10 protein-coding genes and 4 tRNA genes are annotated in these 13227 nt (G+C 70.2%); 5 read left to right on the forward strand and 9 right to left on the reverse strand.

Annotated features, from left to right (window positions below; translation table 11 throughout):
* Positions 1-603: phosphoribosylformylglycinamidine cyclo-ligase (locus IEZ17_RS35230; protein WP_268249882.1), on the forward strand; the 603-nt coding region annotated here is incomplete at its 5' end.
* Between the two features lie 119 nt (positions 604-722).
* Here IEZ17_RS35230 and IEZ17_RS35235 read toward each other — a convergent pair.
* Together IEZ17_RS35235 and IEZ17_RS35240 are read right to left on the reverse strand one after the other, a co-directional pair.
* Positions 723-971, reverse strand: a complete 249-nt coding sequence (locus tag IEZ17_RS35235; protein ID WP_043262599.1) for a DUF3073 domain-containing protein — start codon at positions 969-971, stop codon at positions 723-725.
* Positions 972-1285: 314 nt separating this feature from the next.
* Positions 1286-2419 carry a Leu/Phe/Val dehydrogenase gene (locus tag IEZ17_RS35240; RefSeq protein ID WP_189307457.1) on the reverse strand — a complete coding sequence of 378 codons (1134 nt, stop codon included), beginning with the start codon at positions 2417-2419 and terminating at the stop codon, positions 1286-1288.
* A gap of 192 nt (positions 2420-2611) precedes the next feature.
* Here IEZ17_RS35240 and IEZ17_RS35245 point away from each other — a divergent pair, with 192 nt between their 5' ends.
* Both IEZ17_RS35245 and bldC read left to right on the forward strand, forming a co-directional pair.
* Positions 2612-3448, forward strand: coding sequence for a DUF8083 family protein (locus tag IEZ17_RS35245; protein ID WP_189307459.1), 837 nt, complete (start codon positions 2612-2614; stop codon positions 3446-3448).
* Positions 3449-3950: 502 nt separating this feature from the next.
* Complete coding sequence (bldC, locus tag IEZ17_RS35250) at positions 3951-4157, forward strand: developmental transcriptional regulator BldC (protein WP_003980577.1); 207 nt, start codon at positions 3951-3953, stop codon at positions 4155-4157.
* Positions 4158-4689: 532 nt separating this feature from the next.
* On the opposite strand, the gene IEZ17_RS35255 is transcribed toward bldC, so the two are convergent.
* From IEZ17_RS35255 to hrpA, 3 genes are all read right to left on the reverse strand, one after another.
* Positions 4690-4926 carry a DUF6274 family protein gene (locus IEZ17_RS35255; protein ID WP_189307461.1) on the reverse strand — a complete coding sequence of 79 codons (237 nt, stop codon included), beginning with the start codon at positions 4924-4926 and terminating at the stop codon, positions 4690-4692.
* Between the two features lie 273 nt (positions 4927-5199).
* Positions 5200-5274: transfer RNA gene (locus tag IEZ17_RS35260), tRNA-Asp, on the reverse strand.
* 96 nt (positions 5275-5370) lie between these two features.
* Positions 5371-9384, reverse strand: a complete 4014-nt coding sequence (hrpA, locus tag IEZ17_RS35265) for an ATP-dependent RNA helicase HrpA (protein ID WP_189307463.1) — start codon at positions 9382-9384, stop codon at positions 5371-5373.
* A gap of 135 nt (positions 9385-9519) precedes the next feature.
* Between hrpA and IEZ17_RS35270 the strand changes: the two genes are divergently transcribed.
* Entirely contained in the window at positions 9520-10593 is a 1074-nt protein-coding gene (locus IEZ17_RS35270) for an ABC-2 transporter permease (RefSeq protein WP_189307465.1), read from the forward strand.
* A gap of 68 nt (positions 10594-10661) precedes the next feature.
* Here the strand turns inward: IEZ17_RS35270 and IEZ17_RS35275 are convergent.
* The 4 genes from IEZ17_RS35275 to IEZ17_RS35290 all read right to left on the reverse strand — a co-directional run bounded on the left by IEZ17_RS35275 (position 10662) and on the right by IEZ17_RS35290 (position 12717).
* Positions 10662-10735: transfer RNA gene (locus tag IEZ17_RS35275), tRNA-Phe, on the reverse strand.
* A 4-nt stretch (positions 10736-10739) separates the two neighbouring features.
* Positions 10740-10814 (reverse strand) — tRNA-Asp (locus IEZ17_RS35280).
* A gap of 46 nt (positions 10815-10860) precedes the next feature.
* Positions 10861-10933 (reverse strand) — tRNA-Glu (locus IEZ17_RS35285).
* A gap of 83 nt (positions 10934-11016) precedes the next feature.
* Positions 11017-12717, reverse strand: coding sequence for a metallophosphoesterase (locus tag IEZ17_RS35290; protein ID WP_189307467.1), 1701 nt, complete (start codon positions 12715-12717; stop codon positions 11017-11019).
* A gap of 131 nt (positions 12718-12848) precedes the next feature.
* On the opposite strand from IEZ17_RS35290, the gene IEZ17_RS35295 reads away from it, so the two are divergent.
* Entirely contained in the window at positions 12849-13199 is a 351-nt protein-coding gene (locus tag IEZ17_RS35295) for a metallopeptidase family protein (RefSeq protein WP_189307469.1), read from the forward strand.
* The last annotated feature ends 28 nt before the right edge of the window (positions 13200-13227 follow it).

Consider the following 13227-nt stretch of genomic DNA (forward strand, 5'->3'; position numbering starts at 1 on the left):
TTCGACATCGCCGGTGCCGGCACGGGCGTCGTGGAGGCCGACCGGCTGCTGGGCGCGGATCGTATCCGGACGGGCGACGCGGTCATCGCGATGGCCTCCTCCGGACTTCACTCGAACGGGTACTCACTGGTCCGCCACGTGCTCTTCGACCGGGCCGGTCTGGCTCTGGAGCGGGAGATTCCGGAGCTCGGCCGCACCCTCGGCGAGGAGCTGCTGGAGCCCACCAGGATCTACTCGCTGGACTGCCTGGCGCTGACCCGGACGACCGAGGTGCATGCGTTCTCGCACATCACCGGCGGCGGGCTGGCCAACAACCTGGCCCGGGTGATCCCGGACGGGCTGCACGCCACCGTCGACCGCGCCACCTGGACCCCGGGCGCGATCTTCGACCTGGTCGGCTCGGCCGGCTCGGTGGAGCGCCTGGAGCTGGAGAAGACCCTGAACATGGGCGTCGGCATGATCGCCGTCGTGCCCCAGGAGTCCGTGGACGCCGCCCTGACCACCCTCACCGACCGCGGCGTGGACGCCTGGGTCAGCGGTGAGATCACCGAACGCGGCGAGCACACCGAGGCAGTGACCCTCACCGGTGACTACGCGGCCTGAGTCAGCTGAGCCCTGGGGCCGCCGCACCGGCGGTCACCAGGGCAGCACAGAACCCGGTCCGGGCAATGCCCAGGACCGGGTCCGCGATGGTGTTATGAGTGCCGCGAGCGCGCAGAGCGTCAAGCGCGACGACGTTGGTTGGTCGAGTTGCCCTCGTCCTCGTCGTCATCGGTGTTGTACCGGTCTGCGTACCGTGCGTACGGGTCGTCGTCCTCGTCATCCTCGAACGGCTCCCCGTTCGGAGGCTGCTGGTTCGACTGCGTTGCACCCAGCTCGTCGGCCAGTCGTGAGAGATCCGTCCCACCGCTGCTGTACTTCAGCTGGCGGGCGACCTTTGTCTGCTTGGCCTTGGCCCGGCCGCGCCCCATGGGTCGACCCCCTCAATGACGGGGCTCGATGGCCCCAGAGTCTTGACACGCGTTCATGATTCAGAGCGGACTCTCGACAGAGAGACCGGCCCGTAGGGCTTTAACGGTACCTGCTTCCGCGGCCATACGGTACGTCGCCCGCATCACCCACCGCTCCGCACGACCGGCGAGGCGCCCCGTCCACGCTGGTCAACTGCGATTTTAACCTGTCCTGTACGGCGACCCGCCGACGGGTGGTGAGGGATGTCTCCCCCGCCGCCCGTGACGGGCCGCGCAAGGTGTGTTTTCGGCCACCTGGACCGCGGTCACGGCTGTCAGGCGCGCAGGCCCCCCGCCGCCCGCGCTTCGGCCATCCGCTGCTCGGCGATGCGGTCGGCCGCCTCGGCCGGGGGGATGCCCTCGGACTTCGCACGAGCGAATATTGACAGCGTGGTGTCGAAGATCTTCGCGGCCTTGGCCTTGCAGCGGTCGAAGTCGAAGCCGTGCAGCTCGTCGGCCACCTGGATGACGCCGCCGGCGTTCACGACGTAGTCCGGCGCGTAGAGGATCCCGCGGTCCGACAGGTCCTTCTCCACGCCCGGGTGCGCAAGCTGGTTGTTGGCCGCGCCGCAGACCACCTTGGCGGTCAGCACCGGCACCGAGTCGTCGCTGAGCGCGCCGCCCAGCGCACAGGGCGCGTACACGTCCAGGCCCTCGGTGCGGATCAGCGCCTCGGTGTCCGCGACGGCGGTCACCCGGGGGTGCCGGGCGAGGATCCGGTCCACCGACTCGGCGCGGACGTCCGTGATCACGACCTCGGCGCCGTCCTGGAGGAGGTGCTCGACCAGATGGTGGCCCACCTTGCCGACGCCCGCGATGCCGACCTTGCGGTCCCGCAGCGTCGGATCGCCCCACAGGTGCTGGGCCGAGGCCCGCATGCCCTGGAAGACGCCGTAGGCGGTCAGCACGGAGGAGTCGCCGGCGCCGCCGTTCTCGGGGGAGCGGCCGGTGGTCCACTTGTTCGTACGGGCGACCACGTCCATATCGGCCACGTACGTGCCGACGTCGCACGCGGTGACGTAGCGGCCCCCGAGGGAAGCCACGAACCGGCCGTAGGCGAGCAGGAGTTCTTCGGTTTTGATCAGGTCGGGGTCACCGATGATCACGGCTTTGCCGCCGCCGTGGTCCAGCCCGGCCAGGGCGTTCTTGTAGGACATGCCGCGCGACAGGTTCAGGGCGTCCAGCACGGCCTCCTCCTCGGAGGCGTAGGCGTGGAAGCGGGTGCCGCCGAGGGCGGGGCCCAGGGCGGTGCTGTGGATGGCGATCACGGCTTTCAAGCCGCTCGCCCGGTCCTGGCAGAGAACGACTTGCTCGTGGCCGCCCTGCTCCGTGCGGAACAGGGTGTGCAGCACGCCGCTCTCGGCGCCTGCGGAGGCAGGACGTACGTCAGTCACTGTGGTGACTCCCATATGTCGCGGAGGGCGCCCTCCTGCGGGTGGGGAGGGCCGGTTGAGACGAGCGTAAGACCTGGAGGGCGCGTTGATCCGCCAGGTAACGGGGATCACCCTCTCCCGGGGGACGGGCATGGGACGATCTGCCGTATCCAGGCCGGGCGGGGGTAGGCAACTCCGGGCGGTGGACTTTCCTTTGAAGGAGCGGGCGTGGCCTTGGCGTCGTCGGTACGGGTCCCGTATGTGGCGTATCTGCGGGTCTACGAACCGCTGGCCGCGTTCCCCGAGCCGGAGCGCTCCTACTGGGCGCGCTACGCCAAGCGCGACGACACGCCGACGGCCGTCTACGAGCAGCGCCGGGCGCTGGCCGATCTGCTGCCGACCCCGCCGGTCCCGGTGCCGGTCCACGAGAGCGCCGATGCGTTCGTCGCCGTGGTGAACGAGGTGACCTGTGTGTGCCCCTGGCGCACCAGGCTGCGCGCCTGGCAGGCCCTGGAGGCCTTGGAGGAGCTGTTGCCGGCCGCGGTGCTGGACGCCGCGCTGCCCCCGGTGGTGCGCCGCCAGGCGGCCACCGACTACGAGCGGTGGCGCGAGCGCAATCCGGACGCCCGGCCGTGGATCCGGGCGGCGACCTGGCACGTCCCGGTGCGCTGGTTCGTCCTCTTCGATGACGGCGAGCGGGAGTACGCGGAGAGTGAGCAGGCGCCCCTGTTGCGTTACCGGACGCCGATGGTGCAGGCGCGGCGCCGCGTGGCGCGCGGGTTGCGTACGCTTCGGGACGCCCTGGAAGAGGGGCCGCTGATCGACGGCCTGGTAGATGTGGGGCGCTGGCTCGAAGAATTCCATCCGCGTTCGCTCGTGGAGCTGGACTACGGAGGGCTGGTGCACACGGTGCCCGGAGGGCAGCTCGCCGAGGACCGCTCCGCCGCGGAGGTGGCGGAGGGACTGGCGGCGCTGCGCGAGGGGGACGGCGAGCGGGCCGGCGCCGCGTACGAGAAGCTCTCGCAGCGGTGGCGCGCGGTGCGCGAACGTCAGTTCTCCAGCTGAATGCCCGGCGTCCGGCACGGAGTTGCCGGGTGCGGCATCCCGGTGGTCAGGACGTACGGGACGTAGGTCCTGATCCGGGCTATTGCCTCAAGCGTGACCTAAAGCACTGACTTCGGGTCTTGCTCCCAAGGCGTACCCTCGTGCCAAAATAGGACAAGGAGCCTGACTCGGGCTCCTTCCGTCCAACTAAGGGCGGATAGATCGGTATTGCGCTCCTTGAGGGGTCTCGTGGTGGCTGGTCACGTTGTGACTGATCGTCACGGGGGTGTGACTGTCCGCTATGGCACGGTCCATCGGCATCCGCCAAGGTTGAACACCTGAGAGGGCAATTCCATCGGTTTGGCCGACGTGGCTGGACAGATGGTGTAGTTGTAGTGCCGAGGACAAGCCGTTCGTCCTATAACCGACTCGGCCCGCGTCTGCCATTTCGGGCAACGTGGGTCAAGGTGCAGAATTTAGAGGAAAGAACCGTGATGGTTCGGTTCTCCCGAGGAGGCCGCTCATGACCGCTCGCACCCCTGACGCCGAGCCGCTGCTTACCCCCGCCGAGGTCGCCACGATGTTCCGCGTGGACCCGAAGACGGTGACCCGCTGGGCCAAGGCAGGCAAGCTCACGTCCATCCGTACGCTCGGAGGGCACCGGCGTTACCGCGAGGCTGAGGTCCGCGCGCTGCTCGCGGGTATCCCGCAGCAGCGTAGCGAGTCCTGAATAACCGCATAACCAGGCTGTTTTCGGGCCCCCCAACCCGGAATCGCCCGCTTTGGCACCACATGCTTCACCTGTTCCACCCCGCTCCATAGAGCTCTTCATGACGCGGCGCCTGCCCCAACAGGCCCACACCCGCTTCGTCTGGGTACGTCACCGATCGCGCTGGACTCCGCCGGGTCCAGCGCGATCTCTTTTTGTGTGCGCCCGCTCCCGGGCCGCTCGCGGCGCTCGGGCCGCCCTGGCGCCGGTCGACTCCGGCGGGGGCGTCACGACCCATTCAGGAGCCCTGAGGGGCCACGTCAGTGCGGACCTGGCGGTCTTGTTTCGAGACGCTCAACGGGGGGTGCAATTGCACATATTAAATTGACCGGTTGTAGGTGGGTGGTAAGTTCCCCGTCTCGCGAAACTTGTTCGGTGACTCCCGTCACACGGTGCAGTCCTTGAAGGCCGTAGGGCCCTGCGGTAGAGGACGCTTCGCCGTCGTCACGTCAACAGCCTTCCACCGCGCCACCGGTGGCGCAGGCGTCCTTGGTCACCGGGCGGCGGGACTTTCGTCCTCCGCCGGCGGCTCGCAGGCGGCCGGAGAGGGGGCGGAGGCGGACGAGGGCGCGGCGGGCCCGGAGAGGGCTCCGTGCGGCTCCATGGCGAGCCGCAGCAGCTGATGGCAGACCGGGCACTGCCGGGTCAGATGGCGGGAGCCGTAGGCGAGAGCCGCCGACAGATGGGCACGCAACAGCGCCCTGGTCTCGTGCCGTACCGCAGCAGTCATCGCACGCCACCTCCCCGGCCCCCACGCCTCCTCTGTGAGTACCGGCGGCAGGTGCCGTCGTCAAGACGCCCCGTCACCGCCGACCGGATCGGAGGGGACCTTCGGGCCACGAGGCGGACGGCGTGGGGCGGAGGAGGAATACGGGGCAGCCGGAAGGTTCGCGGGGCCCGTCGGGGCGTGCTGCGGGTGCGGTGCGCGGCGCACCGTACCGCGCCGGGGCCTGCCCGGACAGCACAACGGCCCGCATCCGAGAAGGATGCGGGCCGTGAAAAGCGGTCCTGACGGGATTTGAACCCGCGGCCTCCACCTTGACAGGGTGGCGAGCACTCCAAACTGCTCCACAGGACCTTGCGTTTCGCTTTCCGCTTGCGGCGGGCTGCGAAACAAGACTGTACAGCAGCTCAGGGGGTGCGGTCGAACTCGATCCCGGCACCCCGTCCGGGGCTACGGCGCCGCCGCGTCCACCGCCTTCACGATGCGCTTGTCGGAGACCGGGTACGCGGTCCCGAGGGCGTGCGCGAAGTAGCTGACCCGGAGCTCCTCGATCATCCAGCGGATCTCCAGGGCCGCGGCCGGCACCGGGCGGCCCTTGGGGAACTGCTCCAGCAGCCAGGCGTATTCGTCCTGCATCTCCTTCACCTTCGCCATGCGGGTGCGGTCCCGCTCGGCGTTGGTGGGCAGCTGCGCCAGGCGGCGGTCGGCGGCCACCAGATAGCGCATCAGGTCCGGCAGCCGCTTGGCGCCGTGCGCGGTCACGAAGCCCGGCTTGATCAGCTCCGCCAACTGCTCCTTGATGTCCGCCAGCGACGTCAGCAGGGACGGGAACGTGGTCGCCTTCAGCCGGCGCTCGCACGCCTGCCAGGCGGCCAGCACCTCCTGGGCCTGCTGGATGGTCTTCAGCGTCGCGTCGACCAGGTCGGCGCGCACCGCGTCGTACAGCTTGCGGAAGGACTCCTCGTCCCACGCCGGGCCGCCCCGGGCCGCGATCAACCGGTCCGCGGCGGCGGTCACGCAGTCCTCGAAGAGCGCCGCGATGGAACCGTGCGGATTACGGGACAGCGCGAGCTTCTGCTGGTTGCTCAGCTTGTCCTGGGCGAACTTGGCGGGGTTGGACGGGATGTTGAGCAGGATGAGCCGGCGGGTGCCCGCCCACATGGCCGTCAGTTGCTCGGCCTCGGTGTCGTAGAGCCGCACGGCGACGCTGCTGCCCTCGTCGACCAGTGCCGGGTACGCCTTCAGGGGCTGGCCCGCACGCCGGGTCTCGAAGGTGCGCGGCAGGGTGCCGATCGTCCAGGACGTCAGGCCGGTGCGCTGCTCCAGGCCGGCCAGCGGGCTCTCGCCCCGGCCGCCCCTGCCGTCCTTGGCGGGCCGCTCGGCGGCCTGCTCGAAGGCTTTGGAGATCGCCGCCCGGGTCTTCGGCTTGAGCTGGAGCCGCAGCGCTTCGAGGTCCTTGGCCTCGGCGAGCTTGCGGCGCCGCTCGTCGACCACCCGGAAGGTGATCTTGAGGTGGTCGGGGACCTTGGCGGTGTCGAAGTCCGCCGCCTCGACGGGGACGCCGACCATCCGCTGCAACCCGGCCGCCAGCGAGGCCGTCAGGGCGCCCTGGAGCGGGACGGTGGTGTCCAGGAAGCGGGCGGCGAAGTTCGGTGCCGGGACGTAGTTGCGGCGGATCGGCTTGGGCAGCGAGCGGATCAGCTCCGTCACCAACTGCTCGCGCAGGCCCGGGATCTGCCAGTCGAAGCCCTCGGAGGAGACCTGGTTGAGGACCTGGAGCGGGATGTGGACGGTCACGCCGTCCGCGTCCGCGCCCGGCTCGAACTGGTAGGTGACCTTGAACTTCAGCTTCCCCTGGCGCCAGGAATCCGGGTAGTCGTCCTTGGTGACGGCCTCGGCGGATTCGTTGATGAGCATCGAGTGCTCGAAGTTGAGCAACTCGGGCTCTTCGCCGCGCCTCTTCTTCCACCAGGAGTCGAAGTGCGCGCCGGAGACCACGTCCGCCGGGATCCGCTGGTCGTAGAAGTCGAAGAGCGTCTCGTCGTCCACGAGGATGTCGCGGCGCCGGGCGCGGTGCTCCAACTCCTCGACCTCGCCGAGCAGTTTGCGGTTGTCATGGAAGAACTGGTGGTGGGTGCGCCAGTCGCCCTCCACCAGGGCGTGCCGGATGAACAGGTCGCGGGAGACCTCGGGGTCGATCCGCCCGTAGTTGACCTTGCGCTGGGCGACGATCGGGACGCCGTAGAGCGTCACCCGCTCGTACGCCATCACCGCGGCCATCTTCTGTTCCCAGTGGGGCTCGCTGTAGTTGCGCTTGACCAGGTGCTGGGCGAGCGGTTCGAGCCATTCCGGCTCGATCCGGGCGTTCACCCGTGCCCACAGCCGGGAGGTCTCGACCAGCTCCGCGGACATCACCCAGCGCGGGGGCTTCTTGAAGAGGGCGGAGCCGGGGAAGACCGCGAACTTGGCGCTGCGGGCGCCCAGGTATTCGTTCTTGGCGTCCGTGTCCTTGAGTCCGATATGCGAAAGCAAACCGGACAGCAGGGAGACGTGGATGTGATCCGGCGCCGCGTCCTGCTCGGACAGGTGGATGTCCATGCCCTTGGCGACCGTACGGAGCTGGGAGTAGATGTCCTGCCACTCGCGTATGCGGAGGTAGTTCAGGAACTCCGTGCGGCACATCCGGCGGAACGCGGACGACGACAGCGCCTTCTGCTGTTCGCGCACATAGCGCCAGAGGTTGAGGAACGCCAGGAAGTCGGACGTCTCGTCCTTGAAGCGGGCGTGCTGCTGGTCGGCCTGCTGCTGCTTGTCCGACGGCCGCTCGCGCGGGTCCTGGATGGACAGCGCCGCCGCGATGACCATGACCTCGCGGACGCAGCCGTTGCGGTCCGCCTCCAGCACCATGCGGGCCAGCCGCGGGTCCACCGGCAGCTGGGAGAGCTTGCGGCCCAGTGGGGTCAGCCGCTTCCTGAGGTCCTTCTGCTTGATGTCGAGCGCGCCCAGCTCGCTCAGCAGATCCACGCCGTCCTTGATGTTGCGGCGGTCCGGCGGGTCGATGAACGGGAACTTCTCGATGTCGCCGAGGCCGGCCGCGGTCATCTGGAGGATGACGGAGGCCAGATTCGTCCGGAGGATCTCGGCGTCGGTGAACTCCGGGCGGGTGAGGAAGTCGTCCTCGGAATAGAGGCGGATGCAGATGCCGTCGCTGGTCCGGCCGCAGCGGCCCTTGCGCTGATTGGCGCTGGCCTGGGAGACCGGCTCGATGGGCAGCCGCTGCACCTTCGTACGGAAGCTGTAGCGGGAGATGCGGGCCATACCGGGGTCGATGACGTACTTGATGCCCGGGACGGTCAGCGAGGTCTCGGCGACGTTCGTGGCCAGCACGATCCGTCTGCCCGTGTGGCGCTGGAAGACGCGGTGCTGCTCGGCGTGCGACAGCCGGGCATACAGGGGCAGCACCTCCGTCGCCGGCAGGTTCTTCTTGTTGAGCGCGTCCGCGGTGTCCCGGATCTCGCGCTCGCCGGAGAGGAAGACCAGGACGTCGCCGGGGCCCTCGGCCCGCAGCTCGTCCACCGCGTCGCAGATCGCGGTGATCTGGTCGCGGTCGGCGTCCCTGAAATCAGATGCAGTCTGGCCGCCCTCTTCCAGCAGGGGGCGGTAGCGCACCTCCACCGGATACGTGCGCCCGGAGACCTCGACGATCGGCGCGTCCCCGAAATGCCGGGAGAACCGCTCGGGGTCGATGGTCGCGGAGGTGATGACCACCTTCAGGTCCGGGCGTCTGGGCAGCAGCTGCGCCAGATACCCGAGGATGAAGTCGATGTTGAGGCTGCGCTCGTGCGCCTCGTCGATGATGATCGTGTCGTACTGGCGCAGCTCGCGGTCCGTCTGGATCTCGGCGAGCAGGATGCCGTCCGTCATCAGCTTGACGAGGGTGTCGTCGCCGACCTGGTCGGTGAAGCGGACCTTCCAGCCGACGCTCTCGCCCAGCGGGGTCTTCAGCTCCTCGGCCACCCGCTCGGCGACCGTACGGGCCGCGATCCGGCGCGGCTGGGTGTGCCCGATGAGCCCCTGGACGCCGCGGCCGAGCTCCAGGCAGATCTTGGGGATCTGGGTCGTCTTCCCGGAACCGGTCTCGCCCGCGACGATCACGACCTGGTGGTCGCGGATCGCGGCGAGGATCTCGTCCTTCTTCTGGCTGACCGGGAGCTCTGCCGGATAGCTGACCTCCGGCGTCGCGGCGCGCCGCGAGGCGACCCGCAGCTCCGCCTCGTCGATGCCGCCGGCGATCTCGGCGAGCACGGACGCACGGGCCTCGGGCTTGCGGATGCGGCGCGCGCCGTCGATCCGGCGCCCCAGCCGCTGCTGATCGCGCAGCATCAGCTCGGGCAGTCGCTTCAGCAGCGCGGGCAGCGTGGGAGCGGTGCCGTCGGGCAGGGCGGAGGCAGGCTGACTGGACATACGTCCCCCAGGATCTCACCTCGCGCAAACGACTGGCGAACCATTTGACGGTGGCGACCGGATCGCGGACGGGACGGCGGCAGGGCGAGGGGGTCCGGGAGGGTATGTCCGACATCGCTGCCTTAGCGTGTTCATATGTTTGATCATGAAGGTGCTTCCGTTCCGCACGGCGCACACGGAAGGCGCCCGACCCCCGCGGAGCGATGGACCGCCTTCAAGAGATCGCCGTTCTTCCCGGCGGTCGTCCTGATCTTCATCCTCGCCGTGGCGGCCGGCCTCTTCGCCGGCTCGTACACCTACACGATGGCCAACCCGACCCCGCGGCACATCCCCACCGCCGTGGTCGCCACCGCAGATGCCCCGCAGGAGGAGGCGTTCGTCCTCGGCATGGAGAAGGCTCTCAACGCCTCGCTCCGGCTGACCCGGTACGCCACCTACGAGGAGGCGCGCGACGCCGTCGACGAGCAGCGCGAGTTCGCCGTCCTGCGGGCCCACGGCCGCGGGATGGAACTCGATGTGTCCGGCGCCTCGGGCGCGTCGGTGGCGCAGCTGCTGAGCCAGGCGGGCACCAAGGTCGGCCCGGCGACCGGCGTGGAGGTCCTCGTCCGGGACATCAAGCCGCTCCAGAAAGGCGATCCGCGCGGGCTCGCGCTCTTCTACGTCTCCCTGGCCGCCGTGATCATCGGCTTCGTCGGGGCCATCCAGCTCAGCGTGCACGCCCGCGCCCTCAACCCGGCCGAGCGGATCGGCTGCACTCTCGCCTACGCGCTGCTCGGCGCCTTCGCCATCGGGGCGGTGGCCGACTGGTGGCTGGGCGCGCTGCGGCTCCCGTTCGTCGAGTCCTGGCTGATCCTGGCGCTGACCATGTTCACGTCCGGCATGGTCTTCACGATGTTCAACACCCTGATGGGGCGCTGGGCGATGATCCCCACCTGGGGCCTGATGGTCCTGCTGGGCAACCCCTCCTCCGGCGGCGCCGTCTCGTGGCCGCTGCTCCCGTCCGTGCTCGGCTCCATCGGCCGCTGGCTGCCCCCGGGCGCGTCGGTCAACGCCCAGCACACCGCGGTCTACTTCCGCGGCCACCAGCACGTCTTCCCGTTCCTGGTGCTGGCCGGCTGGGCGGCGCTCGCCGGCACGGTCTTCTGGGTCTGGCGGCACCGTCACCCGGGTGGCCGCGAGAGCGCCCCGGCCTATGCGGCGGACGGCTGACGCGGGGTCCGTCCCCGGACACGAAGAAGGCCCCGGTTCAGTGAACCGGGGCCTTCTTCCCATGGGTGTGGCTGGGGCCGGGGTCGAACCGGCGACCTATCGCTTTTCAGGCGATCGCTCGTACCAACTGAGCTACCCAGCCGCAGCGGTCCTGACGGGATTTGAACCCGCGGCCTCCACCTTGACAGGGTGGCGAGCACTCCAAACTGCTCCACAGGACCTTGCATTGTGCGAGCGGCGTGAACCAGTCTCGCACACGGTAATGCGTGCCCCCAACGGGATTCGAACCCGTGCTACCGCCTTGAAAGGGCGGCGTCCTGGGCCACTAGACGATGAGGGCTGATGGCCCACCTTGGCGTCGTTACCGGCGCCGTCGGGGACGTGAGAAGCATATGGGATGGGAGGACCGTTCGCCAAAACGGTTTACCCGGGCCTCCCGGAAGGGGTGCCGGCCGAGCCCGAGGAGGGGCCGGCGGGGCGGCTGGACGACGGGGTGGGCGGGCGGCCCGGAGCGGGCGTGGCGCCGGGCTGGTTCTCGCTCGGGAGGTGGCGGCTGACCTCGGCGCGGGCCAGGCCCAGGCCGCCCAGCGTGATCTCGTCCCACGCCTGGAGCCGCCTGGTGGTGCGGTCCAGGTAGAGCACCGACGCCTGCACGGGAGCGGGCTGCCGGTTCTGCACGGCGCGCAGCCCGCCGCCGCCCGTGGAGCCCTCGACCATCAGCCGGGTGCCCTGGGGGAGTGTGCTGATCACGCGCTGGTGGATGTGGCCCGCGAGCGCCAGCGGGGCCAGGCCGTCCGCCTCGGCCGCCGCGGCCGGATTGTGTGCGAGCGCGATGTCGACGGGCGTGCCGGCCCGCCGCTGGGCGCGCAGCGCGTCGGCGAGCCGGCCGCCGGCGGTGCGTTCGGCGGCGTCGCCGGCCGCCACTATCGAGCGGTCCGGGGTGAACTGCGGGTCGCCGACGCCCGCGATGCGCACTCCGGCCACCTGGGTCACCCGCCCGTCGTCGAGGACGATGACGTGCTTGCGGCCGGTCAGGTACCGCTGGGTGCCGCGCGAGTCGTGGTTGCCGCGCACCCACACGTACGGCGCGCCCAGGGTGGAGACGGGGTCCAGGAAGTGGTTCTCGGCGGCCGAGCCGTGGTCCATGGTGTCGCCGGTGTCGATGATCACGTTGATCCGGTACTGCTTCACCAGGGAGGCGATGATGTGCCAGCCGGCGGGGTTGAGGTGGATGTCGGAGACGTGCAGGACGCGGATGGTGGTGGGGTCCGGCCGGTACGCGGGCAGCGTCGAGGCGGCGTCGTAGAGCTTGGTGACGTTGGCGACCAGGCGCGCCAACTCCTTTTGGTAGACGTTGAATTCGCTGACGATGCTGCGGGCGTTGCCGACGACGGACGGCGCCGAGGAGAGCAGTCCGGAGAAGCGCGGCTCCAGTACGGACTCGGGGTTCCAGGTGGCGTAGGCGGCGGCTCCGGAGGCGGTGAGCAGGGTGAGCGCCAGGCCGCCGGCGGCCAGCGCGCGACGCGGACGGCGGTAGACGACCAGGCCCAGTGCGGCGGCGCCGGAGGCCACCGCCACGCAGGAGGCCACGGCCAGGCCCGCGGCGCCGCGGAGGACGTCGTGGGTGACCTGGTCCTGGAGGCCGGCGAACCGCTCGGGGTGGTCGACCAGCTCCGCGGAGCGGGCCGGGTCCAGACGGTCGACGTCGACATCGAGGCGGACGGGGGCGTAGTGGCTGTCCAGTTCCAGGTCGCCCAGGGGCGGGACGGTGATCCGGGTGCCGCCGGTCAGGGACGGCCGCAGCGCCATGGTGGTGTCCATCGGGCCGACCGGGGCCTGGACGCTCCCGATGACGAGCAGCCCCAGCCACGCCCCGAGCACGGCGACGGCCGCGAGGCCGAGGGCGCGGGCGTACGGGCGCGCCGGCGGGGCGAGCGTGGCAGCGGGTGGCGTACGGCGTGAGCGGTAGTGGCGGCGGACGGCTGCGGGCAGGCCCCGTACGGCGGTGGGCAGGTCCCGTACGGACGGGGTGCGGATGCCGGGGCGACGGGGTCTCGGTAGCCGGGGGTGCGGGCGGCCTGGCGGGTCGGGATGCGGTGTCCGGGAGCGCGCTGCGCGGGCCATTGGCCCCATATGCCCGCCGTGCCGCCCGTTATGCGGGACATACCCGGTCCGCTTGGGCTGCGGGCCGGCGGCCGGTCCCCGACGATCGGTTGGGGAGCGGGTCGCGGGGCCCGCGGGCGGAGAATGGTGGTGTGCTGGAAATGACGCGCGAGGAGTTCGAGGGACTGGTCGCCGAGGCGCTGGACCGGATCCCGCCGGAGCTGACCCGGCTGATGGACAACGTGGCGGTCTTCGTCGAGGACGAGCCCCCGGCCGACGACCCCGAGTTGCTCGGCCTGTACGAGGGGACGCCGCTGACCGAGCGCGGGGAGTGGTACGCGGGCGTCCTGCCGGACCGGATCACCATCTACCGCGGGCCGACGCTGCGGATGTGCGCCACGAAGGAGGATGTGGTCGCCGAGACGGAAGTGACGGTTGTTCACGAGGTGGCGCACCACTTCGGGATCGACGACGAGCGGCTGCACGCGCTCGGGTACGGCTGACGGGAGCCGGCGGCCGGGCCGGCGCGAT

Source organism: Streptomyces albospinus (assembly GCF_014648695.1).
GTDB lineage: Bacteria > Actinomycetota > Actinomycetes > Streptomycetales > Streptomycetaceae > Streptomyces > Streptomyces albospinus.